Genomic DNA, 17,431 nt, shown 5'->3' with positions numbered 1-17,431 from the left:
GGCGCGGTTCCCAACCGCGCCGGATCTCTTCGCCGGAAACGGCGCCGGCCGACTGCCGGGAGTGGGGCCATAGCTCAGTTGGGAGAGCGCTTGAATGGCATTCAAGAGGTCGTCGGTTCGATTCCGATTGGCTCCACCATCAGTCTATACATAAATAAAATCAACCACTTAGATGGGTCAGAAATGACCCCCTGATCCCCTTTTCTGACCCCGCCATGAGTGGATCGCGGGTAGATCACGGATAGGCGATCCTGTCGTGCGTACTCGCATGCCTGCTCTGGGTCTGTGCTGCTAACATGTTGCCATGGAATCAATCGGCCAGAGGACACCTTCTCGGAACGGCCCGTGCCCTTGCGGGAGTGGGAAAAGGTACAAGCACTGTCACGGGCGGCTCCAGCGCCCGCCGGGGATAGAACCCGGCAGCGAGGAGCGGCTTCGTATGGACTTGCGACTCATAGAGGCGCGGGAAATGCTCCGCCGACGACATCAGGGACACGGGCGGCCCGTTATCACACTCACCGCTGCCGGCGTCCGGATAGTAGTCTGCGGTAAACGGGTGCTGTCATCACCGACTTGGCGCTTTTTCCCGGACTTTCTCATTGAGAACTTGAAGGACACGCTGGGGCGGCAGTGGGGCGCAAGTGCATCGAAGGTGATTCCGGACCATCCCATTTTCCGCTGGTTGCGACTTTTACAGGACGCTCGCAACCGACAGCCGTTTCCAGCGCCACTTCCGATGACCGGCGGCCTTTCAGCCCTCAACCGGCTTTCCTACGCGCTCTACCTCATCGAGCATAACGACAAACCCCCAAGGAGCCTTATCAAGCGACTGCGAAGACCATCGGAGTTCCTCCCCGCCTGCCAAGAGGCGCTCGTGGCCTCGGCCTTCGCTCTGGCCGGTGCTGCGATTGAAGGGGCGGAGGAGGTCAAGAGCCGAGGAAGCAAGCCGGAGTTTTTCGCGTCGTTCGCGGCAGGCCCGAGGTACGCTGTCGAGGCGAAACGCAAGAGCAATTGGAAGGCCCGGTGTGATCCCGAGAACGCCGAATTCGTGTTGGAGCTTCGCGCGTGGCTGCGCCACAGGCTTTATTCTGCATCGGCCAAGAAATTGGCGAACCCGGTGTTTTGGTTAGAGTTGGGGATCGGCCAGGGCATCACAGAGGAAAATGGTGAAAAAGTCAGGAGTCTGATTACCGAGGCTGTGAGAGATTCTGAAAACTTAACCGTCGAGGGCGAGCCGATCAGGCCGGCCTACGTCGTGGTGACGAACAATGCCGACTTCGCCGACGATCATTCCCAAGCCGGGCTGCAATTCGGCCTGCTGATGGGATTCGCAATGCCAGACTTTCGTGGTGAGAAGCTCGATTTAGAGACGGCGATGCAGCGACACGATAAGCACCGCCCGATACGGCGGGTGGTCGAATGCCTCGTGGAGGTCCAGCAAGTTCCAAACAGTTTCGATAGCGTTCCGGATGAGTTGCTTGACGACAGCGGGCAACCTATCGAGCCACCAAAGATCGGGAGCCGGATCGAGTACCCGGGCCAGGACGGCGCCGCTAGGACCGGTGTTATTGAGGAGATAACCTCGGCCTGGAATGGGACAGCAGTCGCTGCCGTGTGCGGCGATGAAGATGGAGAACGGGCACTTATTTCCATTCCCCTCACGCCGCAGGAGGACAAGGCGGCAAAGAAGCTTGGGGACGCGGTTTTTGGAAAGCCGGAGGGGCCGCGCGGTGAAAGCATCTCGGACCCCTGAGGCTATACGACCGTATGCTCGAGATTTACAGCGACTATCCGCAAAAGTCGCTTCTGCTGCAACTCGAACCCCACCCACGGATGGGTGAGTTTAGGGACATGCCGCTGGCCGAGCTTCGAGTGAGGACCGCCCGCGAGGTGACCAAGACCATAGTCTTCGCTAGTGAGCGCGACAAAGAAAGCGACCCCGGCGGTTAGCTGGGGCCTTTTGTCGGACTATTATGTTTGCGCCCGCTCCGGCAACCCTTAAGGCTGCGAAGGATGCCGGGCTGGGGCTTTGCCAAGCCGAAGCAAACGCCTCATTGGTTCTGCTTTGAGCATCGGGCCGAGGACGAGGATTACCTGTAGCTCTCGATGTCTGGGGCCCAGCAAGGCCGATTGGCGGGAGTTTGGAAGCGCGCTAGCTTCGGCGCTGGGCTTGCCTGCGCATCCCTGCGCAAGTATCGGCCTGCCAATCAAAAGGTGCGGGTGGATGAGCAAAGAACAGACGGCGGCCGAAGCTCGGGCCCAGTACGAAAAGGTCATGGGCTCCGAGTTAGGCGCGATCTATGCCGAACTCGTTCAGGAGCTCTGCCATACTCAGTTAGTTTGGAACCAGTACAAGGTTCTTTTCGGAACGAAGGGGTCACGCGTCGATCTGTTGAACGCAGCATCAGGAAGCTTCTTTCGCATTGTTCAGGATTGTCTTTTCGATCAGGTACTGCTCTCGATTTCGAGGATGACCGACAAGCCGACGATCTGGGGGAACGAGACGCTCACCATCAAACGCCTGGCTGCGCTCATGCCCGACACCGCCGGCGCCAACCGGGTTACGGACAAGGTCAAGGTGGCGGTTCAGGCCGAGGACTTCTGCCGAGATTGGCGTAACAGAAGGATCAGCCACAACAGCCTTGAGTATAGGCTTGATCCGTCGAAAACCCTAAAGGAAGCCACAAGGCTCAAGGTCGATGCGGCATTAGCAGCCCTTGCGGATGTGCTCAATGCAGTCTCGATGTACTACAATTTCGGCGAAATGGCCTATATGGCCATTCTCCCCTCGCATCCCGACGCGGAGGGTCTGCTCTATGTTATCTATGACGGGCTGAAGGCGGAAGAACAGCGGCGAAAGAAGATCGAGACAGGTGACTACAGCACCGCCGACTACCCGCCAGCGCTTTGAGGTCAGCGAACGCCCCTTGCTTTGACGTCAATCTTGTAATGGCCGCTCCCACGGCAGCATGGAAACGTCAACTGTCCTCGCGAAAGTCCTTATGCGAGGCATGTCATAGCTTGTCTTTCGCCTTGCAGGAACTTCACCCGACCGACAAGACCCGGCTTCAGCCACTCGGACTTCTCTTTAGCGAGCTCTTTCGGCGACGGTAGGGCGGATGAATGACAGCCGGACGCGGCTGACAGGCTTACGAATGCATACGAACTACAGCGACACTCGCATTTTATCCAATATCGCACAGCCGTAAGCGTTCCGTTAGCTGGCGCTCATGGAACTATCCCGTATGGCCGCTGTTCTCTTTGGCCAAGGAGGAACGCAGCATGGCAGACGACAAGAGCAAGCGTGGGGGCCGCGACCGAGACCGAGTGTCAGCAGAAGAAGACTACGAAGTCCGACACTTCGCCAACAAGGTGGGCCTGACGGTCCAACAGGTGCGCGAGTTGATCAAGCAGCACGGCAACGACCGCAAGACGCTGGAACGCGAGGCCGACAAGCTTAGAGGATAACCAAGCACAGGCAGGCGGCACAGTAGCGAGATGTCGAAGCAGGTTGACTACTTCTACTCCTGCCCTGCGTGCGGTCAGGTGGTCGACAAGCGTGACCTTCGACAAGTGATCTGGCATGAGCAGCCGGGACACCAGCGGCTCGAAATGGACGCGTGAAGGCGACCCCCCCGGCACATTGACCGGGGCCGTCCCTTGTCTGGCTGTTAGCCGGCTTGGGCCTGCCGCATGGCCTTTGCCGCAGCGGCGTTGGCAAGCGCGTCTACCTCCTCGTTGTGCCGATCGCCCGCATGGCCTCTCACCCAGTGCCAAGTGATCGTGCGGCCCGTGGCAAGCGAGGCAAGCTCCTGCCATAGGTCTGGGTTTTTCACAGGCTTCTTGCCTGCGGTCCGCCACCCTCGGGCAATCCACCCCGAGAGCCATTCGTTCATTCCCCTGCTTACCATCTCATTGTCGCAGAAGACCGCAACCGGGGTGCCATCGTTGTCCGGCAGTGCGCGGAGGGCTCCGATGGCTCCGCTCATTTCCATACGGACGTTGGTTGTCTTCGTCGGTTCCGACCCGACGACCTCTGTCCGGCTGATCTCCTGATCGCCGTCCATGAGTTTGATAGTTGCAGCCCAGCCGCCGGGACCGGGGTTGCCGAGACAGGCACCGTCGCAATGGACGACGAGCCGGAGGCCCGAAGGCCCCTGGGTGAAAATGCTCATTGTTTGCTCCTCGTGGGATGTGTTTCGAAGGTGTTGTGGGCTTGGGTAATATGTCTATGTACGTCACGCCTACCCATTCGGTCGTACTGATCTAGGCAGCAATCCGCTGCCACTCGTGCCACCTGTCTCGTTGGGCTTGCCGTATCCCGGCAAACTTGCTGACAAGCTGCTGACTGATTTCAACAATGGAAGCGATTTCCGACTGTGACAAAGACGGAAAGTGGTCAATCAACCAGCAGATTTCGTGCTGGGTTCTCATGGGGTGTAACCGTCGGGCTTTGAACTGCTGAAGAGCAGAAGCAGCTGAACCGCTCTCCCCCTCCAAGGTCTTGGCGCGAAGCTTGTCCACTGTCTCGACCCAGCGTTCGGCAATCCAATGTTGCGCTTCAGGACCGATCACATCGAACGGGTAGCGCCCTTTGGGCTCGTGTCGCTTCCCCCAGCCGCGCTGGACGACCCATCGTGTAAGGCGTTGTCTACAATGACCACCACGGTCTTCGATTTGTAGGACGCCCATTTCACGTAGAACTGCCCTTGCCTTCTTTGGACCTACTCCGAAGCTCGTAGCCATCTCGGTTATGGTGATCCATTCACCCTTGCTGATCCGGACAAGCTCTCCGGTCTTTCGATCGAGTACCTCGTCAAAGTACTCCACCGCCTAACTGCCCCTCCTCCTTTCAATGGCAGTCACACGAGGTCCCGAAGGGCTTGGTTGATTTCATCGGTCATTGCTTGTTTCCTTTCTTGATCACGTTTTTCGAGTTCGGCGAGTTTTAGTCCGGCACCTCCAAAGGCGGCGGTCAGATCACGAGCGACGATCATTCCTGCCTTGGGACTAAGCTCCCGGTACACACGCTCCTGCCTGCCAGTTCGGTGGTCGTAGCGAAGGCCCGAGTTTCGGCTTGAAAGTGCCCGCACTCGCTTCACGAGCTGGAGGCGAAAGGCGGCATCCGATAGGAACCGCTCCGGTCTCTCGGTCCAGAACAGGAACATCGCCATCGCAGTCACGGCTATGTCCCGTGCGGAGCATTCGGCGTCGAGGTTCAGCACCTCATGCGCCGCTTGCCGCTGGTATCGGCTCTGAACCCGATTGCCGGCGGTGTCCTTTGCCGAGGTAGCCAGCGCGGCCCACCGGGCATCCATGTGGCCCCAAAGGGGACTGTGGGCGTTCTTGGCGATGCGGTCCCGCACTATGGCAACGTATGGCGCAAGCTCACTTCGCCTGATGGCAGTCTGCTCGACATCGCCCTGGCGCCGTAGTCGGCTTTTGTGTCGCCGACAGTGCGGGCTGAAGCGGGAAGACGTAGGTGCGCCGCAGTGTGCAGCGCGACATGTTCGCATTCACTTCTCCTAATATTTGTATCCGCCCCTAAGCACAGAGGGACGGAAGAGTTGAAAGAGGTCGGGACTTCCCGACCGTTGATTTGTTGATATGTGTCATGTGCCGCCGGGGGTCGTCCTGACCTTCCCGGTTCACGGTCCCCCTTGCACGACGCAAGGCTCCGCTACCCTCACCGGGGACTAACCCGGATTGGCGGCTATGCGGTACTTTGCGCGTCCGGCAGAGTGCCGGTCCCGGGCGCAAACCCGCTTCCATTCTATCGTTCGGCCGGGGATCATCGTCTTGCCCCGTACGGTCCCGCTGCCGGCCCCTAGAGGGCACGTCAGGCATGGCTGCAATCGACCGGGCTGTCTTGCAGGACAGCCAACTGGTTTTGGAAAGGAGGCTCTTGGGGCCGAATGGCCCGCGAGTGGGTCGGTCTTCAGGGTTCAGCGGTCGGGCCAAGCCCACCACTCGGTATGCGTGTTGTGAAAGCCGGATATGTGTCGCCACCAAGTGAATGTCAACACGAATATATAAACAATTTCATGAGGTTATCGAGCTTTAGAGACCTAATCCAGCGCCGAGCCTTGTGGCATAAGGCATTCCAAGGCATGTGTGCCCGGACTGTGCCCGAAAAAAATTGTCGGCGAGGACAATATGCGAGCGGTCTTGGGAATAGATGCGGCTTGGACGGCGACCCAGCCGAGCGGTGTCGCGTTAGCCGTCGAGGAGCGCGGTAGCTGGCGGTTGCGGGCGGCAGCATCCTCCTACAGCGCCTTCTGTGCTCTTGCAGAGGCAACGGCGCGACCCGGCGTGACCGGCGGAGCTTCTGAAGCGCTGGAAGCGGCCAATGCCTTGGTGGGCTCCCCGGTCGATCTGGTAGCTGTCGACATGCCCCTTTCGCGGACACCAATTGTAGCCCGCCGGGCCAGCGATGATGCGGTCTCTCGGGCGTATGGGCATAGATGGGCGGGGACGCACACGCCGAGTGCGGTCCGTCCTGGGCCTGTAAGCGACAAGCTGCGGGCGAGCTTCGAGCTGAAGGGTTACGAGCTGCGTACATCTGGGCCGGTGGTGAGCGGCCTTGTGGAGGTCTATCCGCACCCCGCTTTGATTGAGTTCGCTTCTGCGGAGCGGCGGCTTCCCTACAAGTTCGGCAACAGACGTAGCTACTGGCCCGACGAGACGCCCAAGGTCCGGGCGCTCAACATTCAACGTCAGATGAGCGCCATTGCGGCCCTGATGGAAAACGAACTCTCCGGTGTAGGGGCGGCGATGCCAGAACTCGATTCTGAGCGTGCGAGCGGCCAAGAGTGGAAAGCCTACGAAGACATGCTTGACGCCGTGGTCTGTGCAGCGGTCGGCATTTGCGTGTTGGAAGGTCGCGCCGTGCCCTTCGGCGACGACCAGTCGGCGATTTGGATACCGAAGCCGGGAAGTGCGAAGACGGGTGTGGTAAGGACGACCGCAGGCGTCTAGCTACCGGCCGACGATCCACCTCACCACTGCAACCGCTCCGCACATGCCGTAAAGGGCCATGAAGGTCATTGCCAGCGTGTAAGCCATCTCCGATCCTCCCTCACATGCCCCAAGCCACAAGCGCCTTTTCGGCCGCCGCTGGGTCTTCCCTGATCCGCAGCACAGTCTGACGCGTGAGACCTGACGCCTTGGCGACGGCGGATGTTCCTTGTCCCTGCGCCAGCATGTCGGTGACGGCCTGTAGCGCGGCTCTGTCGTAACTGGGCTTGCGGCCCCTGTAGCGATCTTCCTGTGCCCGAGCGGCCTCTATGCCTGCCCGCTGGGCCTCTTTCGTGGCTTCGGCCTGCGCCTGGGCAGTTGCCGCCATGAAGGCTATGAGCGCGTCCCGCACGGCCTGTTGCATGGGGTCCTTGGTAGCCCCGTCGAACGTCATGGAATTGATCACGGTCCGCACGACCACGCCCTTCCGCATGAACTCGCGAATGGTGTCGCAAACGTCTTGGTAGTTGCGGCCCAGCCGATCCACCCAGCGGACCACGAGCGTATCCCCTCTCCGCAGCATGTCCCGGAGCCTTCGACCCTCGGGCCGCTCCGCAAGCGTGGTACTCACCCCAGAGACCCCGTGGTCCGCCACCACCTCGTCAATGGTGAACCCAGCGGCCTCCGCTTGGGTGCGCTGGTGGCCGAGCGTCTGGTCAACGGTCGAGACGCGGGCATAAAGAATGGTCTTGGACATGGGCTCCTCGGTTGTCCGTTAGCGTGATGTACGCTGACTAGCCTGTCCGTTGATGGAAGTCAACCTAACGGACACTCTTTCGGACAGCTCCTTCGCTGTACGCTGGGCTATACCCTTCCGGACACCTGTCATTGCAGTCGCGGCTCTGATACGAGCCAAGGCAGCACATTGAGGGCTGCACATGGATGAGAAGACCTATCGTCAACTTGCGGTTCGAATTGCTGAAGAGGCAACGCCGGACCAAAATGACGCGCTCAAGGCTTGGGCACTGAAGCTTCTCGAGATTCGGAACTCGGACCTGCCTGCCCGCCAAAAGGCGAAGAAGGCAATCGCCGTCACGGTCTCAAGCAAGGTCATCTGGCCGATGATGAAGATCGTAGCGTCACAGACCAAAAGCGTTGGCTGGGACAATCGCTCTTTCGCCCAGAGAATGGGACTTGGTGCTGCCGCCGTTGGTGTTGCAGTGTTCGGCGGCCATAGTGCCGGCATAGCTGCCCTTGGTGGGGCCATTGGTGTGCCGTTGTGGGTGGTGATGGGCGCGGGTTCGATGTTCGCACGCTACCTCTATGAGGAACTCGCCCTCCGGTCGAAAGTCAACGGAGTCGACTCCGTTATGGCTGCCGAGAAAATCGATAACCGGAAGCCATAGCCCAATGCCCATCCCCGGGGGGTATCGCACTGCTCCAACTGTTCAGTTCGACCCCTCGCATTTTTCCGACATTTTCAATAGGGGCGTGGGCCGATCGAGATAGCGAGCATCGGCGTCCGCACTCAAAGCTTGCGTGGACTAGAATATGTCCAGAAAGTCGTATGAGGAATATGGGGGTTAATTAGTGATGCCGCAAAACCAGGCCTTTGATCGCTATGCTCCAGCGATGAGCCGAAGTTTCGCTCTGAGGTCATTCAATAAGTACGAAACTGAGATCAATCAGAATTTTTGGTCTTTCAAAGTAATTTCGGAATTCTCCAGATTTACTGCGAAGAGCGCTTTCGACGCGTCACCAACAACGCCAACAGCAGATGCATTCCACGCGACCGGTCCCGATGCGCTCAGAATTCCACCAACGGTCGGTGATTGGTTGGACGCAAGAACGGAACTGGAGAACTGGCTGCGCCTAAGCGCTTTGGTTTCCGCGACTGCCTATTTGGAAACATACCTTCGTCAAATTGTTCGATCAGCGCTGATGGCTGAACCTATGTGTAGGTACGGTTCGACGAGAGAGATTGACGGACTAACTCTGTTAAAGCGCGATATAGAAATACCATACAAGGCCGAGATAGATGACATAACAAAAGGGGATTGGAATGCAAGGTTTGCAGGTTTTCGAAGGCTGTTTGGGCCATATGAAGATAAAAGCATAAGCATATCCGACCTAGAAGAGATAAGACGGCTTAGAAATGATTTTGCCCATGGCTTCGGTAGGGACAGCAACGTTTCCAAAGAGCCGTCTCAAGGGAATATTGAACCCGCAAATCGACTAAGCCATTCTACGTTTCTAAGGTATATGGCTATGATATCAAAAACAGCAGCCTCGATAGACAGGTACATTCTTCCTCATGTGATCGGAAATTTTGAGTTGTTGCACTTCTACCATGGCTGGCAGGGGCGAGAGCGTAACCCTGAAGACGCTATCTATGACAAACCCAGGGCGCTGCAGAGAAGCTTGACTAGAGATCAATCGCTGACTGTGTCCGGGAAATTTTGCAAAGGGATGATGGCGTACTATGACAGTGTTTAAGAAGCGGCACTCTTTGCGGACGTTCAGTGGTCCCAAGTTGGCACTTGGCTGAAGCCACTGTTACCACGAAGAGGCTAATTGTCCCAAGGCAACGTTCGTTGTGCCTGACAAATAGACCGTGGCTGGAGAGGCGTTAGGGCCTGCCCGGTGTCCTACACCATCCAACCCAGCGAAGCCCCTCCAGCCGCTATCCGGACACGAAAGACGGCCTATTGGTGGCCGAGCGTGGGCCCCGGGTGTGAGGGCGGGCCGCGACCCCGGCGGGGGGGTATCGCGCTGCATCAACTGTCGAGTTCGACCCCTCGGATTTTTCCGCCAGATTGAAATCGGCCCTTGTTCGTGCTCACTATGCCTCAAACAAGAGGGAGAGGATTTCATATGACGACCGCTGGGGACGAAAAGGAAAGCGAGAACCGGACAGATAAATCTGGAGACAGCGATGTCCCGCCGGTTGGACCGGCGAATGACTGGTTTCTCCAGAGTTTGGTCGACATGGTGAATACTGGCGGCATGACTCTAAAGATTACACTCACTGTAGGCGGCTCCTTGGTTAGCGGTGAACTTACATCTGGAAAGCAGTATTTCGAGGAATTTGGGAAGGCGGTCGCAGATGGATTGCGGGAGAAGGCTCCCGATTTGGCGACCCAGCTAGCAGAACTGTATGCAAGTCACGGCGACCTCTACATTTCAGACCCCGACGACAGCACGCCTAAGACGCCGCCGAATTTCATTCACCTCAAAAACGCACACATATATTTTGGCCCAAGCCAGCCCATCCCAGTCAATGAGGGAGCGTGGTGGCGGGGCAGGATTTGCGAAGTTCAAGGGTTCCTTATGGGCACCTTAACAGGAGACGAGTGAGCGGCCCTCCGCTAACTTGGAGCGCACTGATATTAATGGAACATCGATCCAGCGGGGTTAATGGCGATGCAACATACAAGTCTCGTGGCGTTCGACGCGGCTGGTAATCGGCAAGGCGTCATATGGGTCACGCGCGGCGACTTTGCTGACATGAACGCCGCTGAAGGTGTTGGGCATAGCAGCGCCGGGGGCCGCTACTTTCTCGGCCACATTGACGGGCCGGAATTGCATCTCGTTTCAGAGCATGTCCTTGAAAGCCATGCGACGGGCGAAACGTATTCGCTTGTGAAGCCGCAGAGCTGAAGCCTACTTCGACCCGGCTCCAAACCAGCGGACGAACGTCGCATCCTTACCGGTGACTTCCCGCACGGTCTTCAAGAGCGCCTGATGCAAATCCTGAAGGGACCTGTAGTGGTCGCACTGGGGCGATATGAGAGGCCGGGTGATGCTATTGTGCAGCACCTCGGCCGCCTTCATGAATTGCTCCAGCTCTCCGTTTGATAGCTGCTTGGGTTTGTTGCGTCGGACCATAGCGACCTCCTTTTGAACGTCGCCCCATCTAGGAGTATGTTCCTACAGGAGACGCCTTTGAACAAGGTCTCCCCGCTAGACTAGGATTGAAAATCGTCGGAACCCGTCTCGGTGGCACGCTCGACCAAGGCTGCATATTTTTCCTTGGTCACGCCCGGATGCTTCTTGTCATGCAATGCCTTGATAACGAGATGAGGATTGAGAATGACGGCGTGCGACAGCCTACCGGCTGACCCTTCCTTGGTCCGAATGAAACCGAGTTTATCCAAGCTCTCAATTCGCTCCTGCCACATGCGAATAGCTCTCTGCCCGCTGTACCCAGAGTGGGTAGCGAGTGCGGCTGCAGCTCCAAGGCTCACATACATTTCATCGAAGGCGCGGCACCAAAGCTCAAAGTATGCCGCAGATGCCGGCTTACCCTTTGTCAAGTCATCGATGATGCTCATGATGATCGGCAACGTCCGAGGGATTGAAGTGTAGCCGTCGTCAGTATGGCGGCTCCACAGATGGCTTGGGTCCAGGTCAGGCCATAAGCTGGCGCGAAGAGCTTCCGTTTTCTTGGCGGCGCGAGATTTCTTTGCCATCATAACCCCAATGATTTGAGAGCAGGAGAAGAGGGTGGCCGAGGTTTGGACCCCCGGCCGATACCGAGCTATTGTGCTTCCGGTGCGGGGTTGGAGCCGCACCGCCCGAGCAGCACCTCGCTGGTACACTGCTAATATGGGGAAAATCGCTTGTAAAATCAAATACTTAAATAGAAAATGTGGCGCTAGACCATAGTTGTACCGTCAAAAGGCCAATCTTGCGAGTTGCACCATATAGTCCAACTCGCATTCGCAAGATGGACCGTGCGAATTGAAAATAGAAAAAAGCTCAAAGGGTTAGCTGATATTTCCAGTGCTCGGGTACTCCGGTAATCGGATGCTCGCGTGCTCGGGTGCTCGGGTCTGCAAAAATCTTGGGGGAGGCTCCCTCGCTCAGTCATTTTTTCCAGACTTTGCAGGCGGGAGCTTCACGGCCTCGACGCAGGCCCGCAGTTGTTCGTCCGAGGGTCCACGCGAGTAGACCCCGAACGTGATGCCCTTGCGGCCCTCCTCGTGACCTACAACCGCCGCCACTGTGCTCTCCGGAATGTCGCCGCGCTCTGCTTCGGTGATGAACCATCGGCGGAAGCTGTGAAAGTTGACCAAGCTTCGGCGTTTCCCGTCCCTCTTGTCGTCAACTCCTAGGCGCTCCCTAAAGCGGGCGAAACGCTTGCCGAAGGTGTCGCCGGGGTCCCTCTCGGTCGCCAGTTCATCAAACAGCCAATCCTTCGGCTTCTTATCCTTTGTGCGCCGCTCCACGATCTCTACAAGGTCGGGATGGATGGGGACACGGCGCACCGCCGCGCTCGTCTTTCCGTGGCCGATCGAGAAGAAGCCCTCGTCGACTTCCTCGCACCAAAGCGTAACGACCTCCGCAAGCCGCATCCCGGTCAGCGCCGCAATGCGCATGGCGTCGTCAATGAGCGGGGCAGGGGTCCGCCCCAGTGCCTTGGCCTTCTCGGCCTCCGAAGGATAGAGCAGGGCTTGCAATTCCTTCGTCGTGAATGGCCGCTCGTCATTGTCACGTGCCCCACGTTCAACCCTGCGGCTCCGGTCGGGCAACTGCTGGCCCTCCCAAGGGTTATCGCGGCCGTTGACGTGGCCGCGCCGCTTCAGGAAGTCCCAATATCCCCGCAAGCTCGACAGGTGCTTCAGAGCGGTCCAGCGGTCTCCGCTGGCGAGCTGTGAGGTGAAATATCGTCCTGCGGTGCGGCGGTCGATATCGGCCAGTCGCAGCCCTTCGGCTTCGGCCCACCTTGCGAACCTGTTAAGGTGGCCCGTTCGGTCCCTGATGGTCTTCGGGGCAAGCTTCACCTCGCCAAGGTAGTCGTCCCGGAAGCGGTCCACGCCGACACGGCCGAATGCCTCATTAAGAAACTTTGCCTTGGCCTCTTCCCCGTGTTCCCGCTCGACCCTCTCGGCCTGTTCCATGACATGGCCGTAAGCGTCGTGGACATCTTCGTCCGTGGCGGGGGTTCGCCCTGTCAGCTTTTCGGTCCATCTAACGGGGTCCGCTCGGCTCTCCACAAGCTCCCTTGCCCATACCTCCCCAAGCTCCCGAATGGTGTCTCGGGTGGTGGCGGTCATTCCGCCGCGCCGAAGCTCGGCGAACAACTTGTCGCTCTCCCTCTCGGCCTCGTCCCGACGCCGCTTGGCCTCTACAACGTCACTGGTTTCAAGCGACCGGACGTAGAACTTGTTGCCTCCGAAGTGCCGTTGAAGCTCTGCCGGAATGGCCCTACGGTAGCGGTATCGGTTTCCCTTCAGTTGAAGGTGCCGCATCGCCCCGTTGTTCCTTCGTGCCCTTGTCTGCCTCCGCCTGCTCATTCAATTCTGACCCCACGTTCTGACCCCTTAATAAGACCGCCTACCATGGGATTTCAAGGTTTGCAACGGGTGCAGGAGACGTGGTGTCTAGTCCGATTGGCTCCACCAAACAGTCCTTCCTGAACACTGCACGAACGGAAGACCGCTCGCGCCGGAATTGCTCTAACCGTGCTGGGCGCGGGTTCTGGCTGCCTTGCGCGCTGCAGCCGATCGTCCGGCGGCGCCTTTGGTCTGCGCGGCCTTCCTTGCCGCCGCCGACCGCTCTTCGGCTGTGCGGCCAGCTGCGGCGCTCTTGGCCTGCTTCGACAGAGCCTTGTGGGAGGCGGTGCTCTTAGGCTCGTTCTCAAGCACCTTCGATACCGCCTTCGAGACCTTCGGCTGGCGCTTCGGCTTCCGTTCGCCCTGGCCTGCCTCGTAAGCATATTTGGCGCTCTTGCGCGTGCTCTCCTTCACATCGCCTTTCTTCGGAGGCGGCAGGTCGACGCCCGCGCGGCGCGCCTCCGAAAGGCCGATGGCGATCGCCTGTTTGGTGGAGCGGGCGCCGTGCTTGCCCTTGCGGACTTTGTCGATTTCCGCGTGAACAAATTCACCGGCCTGCGTGCTAGCGGACTTGCCTTCGCGCTTGTCCTCGCGCGCCTTTTCAATGGTTTTCTTGTCCGGCATTGTCTTTCTCCTCGTTCGAACGGGCCATGATCGAATGCCGACAGGATGCGTCGGATCGCGCATCAGCGGCTTTCATATGTGCCGACGAGGTCGGCAGTGGCGATCATATGGGGCGCCGCCTGGGTCAGAAGATTCGCGATTTCCGGTTCCCCGCTGGTCTCCAGCGCCTCAACGTCGAGTGCTGAAAGGCGGAAGTGATAATGGTGAACGCCGTGCCCTTTTGGCGGCTGGGGACCGTCATAATGGGCATTGCCGAAGTCGTTCACGGCTTGGTGGAAAGTTTCCGGTCCAGCGGTGCCTTCCGGCAAGCGGTCTCGCCCGGCGGCAATGTCATAGACCGCCCAATGGCGAAACATGCCGCGCGGCGCATCGGGATCCTCGACGACGAGCAGGAAGCTTCTGGTCCCGGCCGGTGCGTTCTTCCACCGCAGGGGAGGCGACAAATTGCCTCCGTTGCGGACATAGGGCTCGGGAATGGTATGGCCGTTTTCAAAGGCTGGACTCTCAAGCGTGAAAGCCATGGCTGGAGCTCCGTGCACCTATCGCGCTCTTCTCGAAGGAATTCACGAACAATCTTTGCTCGGATCGGCGGAGCGCGCTCGCTACTGGTTTCTTTTTTGGAACGCTGGGCATTGACGGGAGTTCCGGCATCATGCCCGCGACGGAGCGTCGATGGATGCCTGCAAGTCGAGATGTCGTCCCTAGGAAGGCCGCTCCAAGGGAAGCGAACGAAGGTCGTATCCCGGCGAAACAAGCGCCGGAGGAAATCCCTATGCTGGTGGCCGCAACTAGGCTAAGGGCTTACTGTCAGAGGGATGCTTATGAGAATTCCGGCTTTGGGAAATCCGGCGCAGGGACGTGTTCGATCCGGGCTGCTTGCGCGACAAAACAATCTCTTGCCGATGCTTTGCATTGCGGTCGCGCTTGCTGCTTGTCAATCGACCCCGGACACACAGCCTGTTGCTGACCCGCAACCCGCTCCGGCCGCCGCTCCCGCTCCGGCCTCACCGAATTCGGCGGTGCTGGATGAGGCGGCTGCGGTCGTTCCACCCGGCAAGGGCGTTCCCGCCAGATACGCCGCATTCTCAGGCATATGGGCGGGGCAGCTCAACGGCATGTATGACGGCAAGCTGGCGATCCTGACCGTGTCTTCAGGCGGGCAGGTGACGGCCAGCTACGCATGGGGCGACCTGGCCGACAACAAGCCGGGCGTCGCCGACGGCTCCGGCAGGATTTCCGGCAATACGTTGAAGCTCGGACGCTTGCCGAACGGCGCCGACATCACCGCCACGATGCCGTCGCCGGGAATGCTCAACGTCACCTACGCGCTTGCGGGCCAGACCTATACCGGCTCGTTCGCGCGGATCGGCCAGTGAGCAAAGTCAGTCGCTAAGAACTCCACTCGCTAAGATCAGTATTGAAGCCGGTCCTCGATGATCCGCACGCACATCGGCGTTCTGACCTCGTCGGTCTCGGCAAGCTTCTGCGCGGCGAGCGTCGCCTCGTCGAAGGCGTAGACGCCGCGCCCTGGAAGTAGGCGCCTCGCGATTGGGGCTGCCAACAAAGGCAAGACAGGCGCTTTGCATTGATCTTCCCTGGCGTCGCCGGCGGCTCCTCCGCTGGTGCCGGCTTGCGAAAATTTCGCCGATCGTCGCTTGCAAGGTAATCCCATATGTGAAAATATTATTCACAAAAGAAAAGAGTGGGAGGAAAGCGACCATGCATCTCGCCATCCGGCATCGCGCCCGGAACCGCCGAGCAGGCCGCGCCGGAAGCTCCCGGAGAGGATCATGAGCGCATTCTCGCCGACCGTCGGTGTCGCCTCGACGCATCCCGCCGACATGCCTGAGGCGCATGCCGAAATCCCTGTCTGGAATTCGGAAAACTGGTTCTACGAGGACTGGCAGGTCGGCCACAAAATCCGCTCGCTTCGCCGCACCATCGCCGAGGGCGAAAGCCATACGTTCAACGCGTTGGTGCTGGACATCCATCCTTACGTGCAGGACCAGATGTTCGCCGAGAAGGAAGGTATCTTCGGCAAGCGGCTGGTGGCGGGCGCCTTCATCTTTTCGGCCGGGCTCGGCCTGGTCGCCACCAACTGCATCAACGCCTTTTCCTATGGCTACGACAGACTGCGCTTCATCAAGCCGGTCTTCATCGGCGACACCATCTATTCGATCCGCACCAACCTCGACAAAAAGCCGCGCTACCAGGATATGGGCCTGATCCGCGCCAGCTATGAAGTCTTCAAGGGTGAAGGGGAGCTGGTGCTCTACTGCGAGCATCTGCAGACCGTGAAATACAAGAACCCGGCCGATTTTGTCGGCAAGACCGAGAAGTGAATCGTGGCCGCTGACAAAGAACTTCCGCTGACCGGCCTCGTCGTCGTCGACATGAGCCAGTTCCTGTCGGGACCCTACTGCTCGCTGCGCCTGCTCGACCTCGGCGCGCGCGTCATCAAGATCGAGCGGCCCGACGGCGGCGACCTGTCGCGCCGGCTCTATCTCAGCGACACCGAGATCGGCGGCGATTCCACCATTTTCCACGCCATCAACCGCGGCAAGGAGAGCCTTGCCATCGATTTGAAGAACGAAGCCGACCTCGCCGCGCTGCGCGGTCTTGTCGCCAAGGCCGACGTGCTGATCCAGAATTTCCGGCCGGGCGTCATTGAGCGGCTCGGCCTCGACTATGAGCATGTCAGCACAATCAACCCCCGGCTCGTCTATGCCTCGATCAGCGGCTATGGCGAGGACGGTCCCTGGGTCAAGCGCCCTGGGCAGGATCTGCTCGCGCAGGCTCGTTCCGGCGTGATGTGGCTGAACGGCGACGAAGAGCAGGGACCGGTGCCGTTCGGCCTGGCGATCGCCGACATGCTGGCGGGCGCCGCCTGCGCCCAGGGCATCCTCGCCAAGCTGGTGCGGCGCGGCATCACGGGCGAGGGCGGCCATGTCGAGACCAGCCTGCTCGAGGCGCTGGTCGATTTCCAGTTCGAGGTGCTGACCACGCATCTCAACGACGGCCGCCGCCTGCCGAAGCGCTCGTCCTTCCGCAGCGCCCATGCCTATCTCTCGGCGCCTTACGGCGTCTATCCGGCCAAGGACGGCTACCTGGCGATTGCTATGACGCCGATCCCCAAGATAGCCGACCTGCTCGAATTGCCCGAGCTCGACCCGTTCCGCGGCAAGTCCGCGACCTGGTTCACCGCCCGCGACGAGATCAAGGCGATCATCGCCAGGCGCATCGCCGAGAAGACCATCGACGAGTGGCTGGCCATTCTCGAGCCCGCCGACGTCTGGTGCGCCAAGGTGCTGACCTGGCCGGAGCTGATGCAGAGCGATGGCTTCAAGACCCTCGACATGCTGCAGACCGTGACACGCGAGGACAACGTGTCGATCCTCACCACGCGTTCGCCGCTGCGCGTCGACGGCGCGCGCGCCAAGGTGGATCGGGCCGCCCCTCGGATCGGCGAGCACAGCGAGAAAATCCGCGCGGAGTTCGGCCTGTGATCCGGT

21 protein-coding genes, 1 tRNA gene and 1 pseudogene are annotated in these 17,431 nt (G+C 59.4%); 13 read left to right on the top strand and 10 right to left on the bottom strand.

All coding sequences use genetic code 11. The features are described 5' to 3' along the window. Nucleotides 1-63 precede the first annotated feature (63 nt). From LB529_RS16650 to LB529_RS16630, 5 genes and pseudogenes are all read left to right on the top strand, one after another. Nucleotides 64-139, top strand: a tRNA-Ala gene (locus LB529_RS16650). A 165-nt stretch (nucleotides 140-304) separates the two neighbouring features. Further along, nucleotides 305-391 (top strand): annotated as a pseudogene (locus LB529_RS29220) (SEC-C metal-binding domain-containing protein); the annotation flags it as partial. 48 nt (nucleotides 392-439) lie between these two features. After that, the gene (locus LB529_RS16640) at nucleotides 440-1,753 is read left to right on the top strand and encodes a hypothetical protein (RefSeq protein ID WP_224711715.1); all 1,314 of its coding nucleotides are present in this window, start codon (nucleotides 440-442) and stop codon (nucleotides 1,751-1,753) included. A 471-nt stretch (nucleotides 1,754-2,224) separates the two neighbouring features. After that, on the top strand, nucleotides 2,225-2,911 hold the full coding sequence (locus tag LB529_RS16635) for a hypothetical protein (protein WP_224711692.1): 687 nt from the start codon (nucleotides 2,225-2,227) through the stop codon (nucleotides 2,909-2,911). 371 nt (nucleotides 2,912-3,282) lie between these two features. Continuing rightward, entirely contained in the window at nucleotides 3,283-3,468 is a 186-nt protein-coding gene (locus LB529_RS16630; RefSeq protein ID WP_127245653.1) for a DUF3606 domain-containing protein, read from the top strand. A gap of 203 nt (nucleotides 3,469-3,671) precedes the next feature. Here the strand turns inward: LB529_RS16630 and LB529_RS16625 are convergent, their stop codons facing one another. The 3 genes from LB529_RS16625 to LB529_RS16615 all read right to left on the bottom strand — a co-directional run bounded on the left by LB529_RS16625 (nucleotide 3,672) and on the right by LB529_RS16615 (nucleotide 5,318). After that, nucleotides 3,672-4,175, bottom strand: a complete 504-nt coding sequence (locus LB529_RS16625; RefSeq protein WP_224711691.1) for a ribonuclease H — start codon at nucleotides 4,173-4,175, stop codon at nucleotides 3,672-3,674. A 91-nt stretch (nucleotides 4,176-4,266) separates the two neighbouring features. Continuing rightward, a complete protein-coding gene (locus LB529_RS16620) occupies nucleotides 4,267-4,830 on the bottom strand; it encodes a hypothetical protein (RefSeq protein ID WP_224711690.1) in 564 nt (187 codons plus the stop codon). A 32-nt stretch (nucleotides 4,831-4,862) separates the two neighbouring features. Then, nucleotides 4,863-5,318 carry a hypothetical protein gene (locus LB529_RS16615; protein ID WP_224711689.1) on the bottom strand — a complete coding sequence of 152 codons (456 nt, stop codon included), beginning with the start codon at nucleotides 5,316-5,318 and terminating at the stop codon, nucleotides 4,863-4,865. An 838-nt stretch (nucleotides 5,319-6,156) separates the two neighbouring features. On the opposite strand from LB529_RS16615, the gene LB529_RS16610 reads away from it, so the two are divergent. After that, nucleotides 6,157-6,978 carry a DUF429 domain-containing protein gene (locus LB529_RS16610; RefSeq protein WP_224711712.1) on the top strand — a complete coding sequence of 274 codons (822 nt, stop codon included), beginning with the start codon at nucleotides 6,157-6,159 and terminating at the stop codon, nucleotides 6,976-6,978. 100 nt (nucleotides 6,979-7,078) lie between these two features. Here the strand turns inward: LB529_RS16610 and LB529_RS16605 are convergent, their stop codons facing one another. Beyond that, nucleotides 7,079-7,714: a recombinase family protein gene (locus tag LB529_RS16605; RefSeq protein WP_224711688.1), complete on the bottom strand. Its 636-nt coding sequence runs from the start codon at nucleotides 7,712-7,714 to the stop codon at nucleotides 7,079-7,081. Between the two features lie 181 nt (nucleotides 7,715-7,895). Here LB529_RS16605 and LB529_RS16600 point away from each other — a divergent pair, with 181 nt between their 5' ends. The 4 genes from LB529_RS16600 (at nucleotide 7,896) to LB529_RS16585 (ending at nucleotide 10,617) form a co-directional block, all read left to right on the top strand. Next, nucleotides 7,896-8,363: a hypothetical protein gene (locus tag LB529_RS16600; protein ID WP_224711687.1), complete on the top strand. Its 468-nt coding sequence runs from the start codon at nucleotides 7,896-7,898 to the stop codon at nucleotides 8,361-8,363. A gap of 187 nt (nucleotides 8,364-8,550) precedes the next feature. Further along, the gene (locus tag LB529_RS16595) at nucleotides 8,551-9,453 is read left to right on the top strand and encodes a hypothetical protein (protein WP_224711686.1); all 903 of its coding nucleotides are present in this window, start codon (nucleotides 8,551-8,553) and stop codon (nucleotides 9,451-9,453) included. 378 nt (nucleotides 9,454-9,831) lie between these two features. Continuing rightward, the gene (gvpU, locus tag LB529_RS16590; RefSeq protein ID WP_224711685.1) at nucleotides 9,832-10,314 is read left to right on the top strand and encodes a gas vesicle accessory protein GvpU; all 483 of its coding nucleotides are present in this window, start codon (nucleotides 9,832-9,834) and stop codon (nucleotides 10,312-10,314) included. A 60-nt stretch (nucleotides 10,315-10,374) separates the two neighbouring features. Further along, nucleotides 10,375-10,617: a hypothetical protein gene (locus LB529_RS16585; protein WP_224711684.1), complete on the top strand. Its 243-nt coding sequence runs from the start codon at nucleotides 10,375-10,377 to the stop codon at nucleotides 10,615-10,617. A gap of 3 nt (nucleotides 10,618-10,620) precedes the next feature. Here the strand turns inward: LB529_RS16585 and LB529_RS16580 are convergent, their stop codons facing one another. The 5 genes from LB529_RS16580 to LB529_RS16560 form a co-directional block, all read right to left on the bottom strand. After that, the gene (locus LB529_RS16580; RefSeq protein WP_224711683.1) at nucleotides 10,621-10,845 is read right to left on the bottom strand and encodes a hypothetical protein; all 225 of its coding nucleotides are present in this window, start codon (nucleotides 10,843-10,845) and stop codon (nucleotides 10,621-10,623) included. 80 nt (nucleotides 10,846-10,925) lie between these two features. After that, nucleotides 10,926-11,429, bottom strand: coding sequence for a hypothetical protein (locus LB529_RS16575; protein ID WP_224711682.1), 504 nt, complete (start codon nucleotides 11,427-11,429; stop codon nucleotides 10,926-10,928). A 393-nt stretch (nucleotides 11,430-11,822) separates the two neighbouring features. Beyond that, nucleotides 11,823-13,211: a DUF6538 domain-containing protein gene (locus LB529_RS16570; RefSeq protein ID WP_224711681.1), complete on the bottom strand. Its 1,389-nt coding sequence runs from the start codon at nucleotides 13,209-13,211 to the stop codon at nucleotides 11,823-11,825. 207 nt (nucleotides 13,212-13,418) lie between these two features. Continuing rightward, a complete protein-coding gene (locus LB529_RS16565) occupies nucleotides 13,419-13,919 on the bottom strand; it encodes a DUF6496 domain-containing protein (RefSeq protein ID WP_224711680.1) in 501 nt (166 codons plus the stop codon). A gap of 62 nt (nucleotides 13,920-13,981) precedes the next feature. Next, nucleotides 13,982-14,440 (bottom strand): YbhB/YbcL family Raf kinase inhibitor-like protein, encoded by a 459-nt coding sequence (locus LB529_RS16560; protein ID WP_224711679.1) that lies wholly within the window; start codon nucleotides 14,438-14,440, stop codon nucleotides 13,982-13,984. Nucleotides 14,441-14,938: 498 nt separating this feature from the next. Here LB529_RS16560 and LB529_RS16555 point away from each other — a divergent pair, with 498 nt between their 5' ends. Further along, the gene (locus LB529_RS16555) at nucleotides 14,939-15,295 is read left to right on the top strand and encodes a hypothetical protein (RefSeq protein WP_224711678.1); all 357 of its coding nucleotides are present in this window, start codon (nucleotides 14,939-14,941) and stop codon (nucleotides 15,293-15,295) included. Between the two features lie 35 nt (nucleotides 15,296-15,330). Here LB529_RS16555 and LB529_RS16550 read toward each other — a convergent pair whose 3' ends face one another. Beyond that, entirely contained in the window at nucleotides 15,331-15,480 is a 150-nt protein-coding gene (locus LB529_RS16550; protein ID WP_224711677.1) for a hypothetical protein, read from the bottom strand. Nucleotides 15,481-15,709: 229 nt separating this feature from the next. Between LB529_RS16550 and LB529_RS16545 the strand changes: the two genes are divergently transcribed. Then, nucleotides 15,710-16,261: a MaoC family dehydratase gene (locus LB529_RS16545; protein WP_224711676.1), complete on the top strand. Its 552-nt coding sequence runs from the start codon at nucleotides 15,710-15,712 to the stop codon at nucleotides 16,259-16,261. A 3-nt stretch (nucleotides 16,262-16,264) separates the two neighbouring features. Continuing rightward, complete coding sequence (locus LB529_RS16540) at nucleotides 16,265-17,425, top strand: CaiB/BaiF CoA transferase family protein (protein ID WP_224711675.1); 1,161 nt, start codon at nucleotides 16,265-16,267, stop codon at nucleotides 17,423-17,425. The last annotated feature ends 6 nt before the right edge of the window (nucleotides 17,426-17,431 follow it).

The sequence above is a fragment of the Mesorhizobium sp. CA5 genome (assembly GCF_020165105.1).
Classification (GTDB): Bacteria; Pseudomonadota; Alphaproteobacteria; order Rhizobiales; family Rhizobiaceae; genus Mesorhizobium.
Note: the sequence above shows the minus strand (reverse complement) of the source record. Positions and strands in the feature narration are given on the sequence as shown.

Coding starts and splice junctions, on each gene's coding strand:
- LB529_RS16640 (WP_224711715.1), top strand. CDS start 440: ATGGACTTGCGACTCATAGAGGCGCGGGAAATGCTCCGCCGACGACAT.
- LB529_RS16635 (WP_224711692.1), top strand. CDS start 2,225: ATGAGCAAAGAACAGACGGCGGCCGAAGCTCGGGCCCAGTACGAAAAG.
- LB529_RS16630 (WP_127245653.1), top strand. CDS start 3,283: ATGGCAGACGACAAGAGCAAGCGTGGGGGCCGCGACCGAGACCGAGTG.
- LB529_RS16625 (WP_224711691.1), bottom strand. CDS start 4,175: ATGAGCATTTTCACCCAGGGGCCTTCGGGCCTCCGGCTCGTCGTCCAT.
- LB529_RS16615 (WP_224711689.1), bottom strand. CDS start 5,318: ATGGATGCCCGGTGGGCCGCGCTGGCTACCTCGGCAAAGGACACCGCC.
- LB529_RS16610 (WP_224711712.1), top strand. CDS start 6,157: ATGCGAGCGGTCTTGGGAATAGATGCGGCTTGGACGGCGACCCAGCCG.
- LB529_RS16605 (WP_224711688.1), bottom strand. CDS start 7,714: ATGTCCAAGACCATTCTTTATGCCCGCGTCTCGACCGTTGACCAGACG.
- LB529_RS16600 (WP_224711687.1), top strand. CDS start 7,896: ATGGATGAGAAGACCTATCGTCAACTTGCGGTTCGAATTGCTGAAGAG.
- LB529_RS16595 (WP_224711686.1), top strand. CDS start 8,551: ATGCCGCAAAACCAGGCCTTTGATCGCTATGCTCCAGCGATGAGCCGA.
- gvpU (WP_224711685.1), top strand. CDS start 9,832: ATGACGACCGCTGGGGACGAAAAGGAAAGCGAGAACCGGACAGATAAA.
- LB529_RS16585 (WP_224711684.1), top strand. CDS start 10,375: ATGGCGATGCAACATACAAGTCTCGTGGCGTTCGACGCGGCTGGTAAT.
- LB529_RS16580 (WP_224711683.1), bottom strand. CDS start 10,845: ATGGTCCGACGCAACAAACCCAAGCAGCTATCAAACGGAGAGCTGGAG.
- LB529_RS16575 (WP_224711682.1), bottom strand. CDS start 11,429: ATGGCAAAGAAATCTCGCGCCGCCAAGAAAACGGAAGCTCTTCGCGCC.
- LB529_RS16570 (WP_224711681.1), bottom strand. CDS start 13,211: ATGCGGCACCTTCAACTGAAGGGAAACCGATACCGCTACCGTAGGGCC.
- LB529_RS16565 (WP_224711680.1), bottom strand. CDS start 13,919: ATGCCGGACAAGAAAACCATTGAAAAGGCGCGCGAGGACAAGCGCGAA.
- LB529_RS16560 (WP_224711679.1), bottom strand. CDS start 14,440: ATGGCTTTCACGCTTGAGAGTCCAGCCTTTGAAAACGGCCATACCATT.
- LB529_RS16545 (WP_224711676.1), top strand. CDS start 15,710: ATGAGCGCATTCTCGCCGACCGTCGGTGTCGCCTCGACGCATCCCGCC.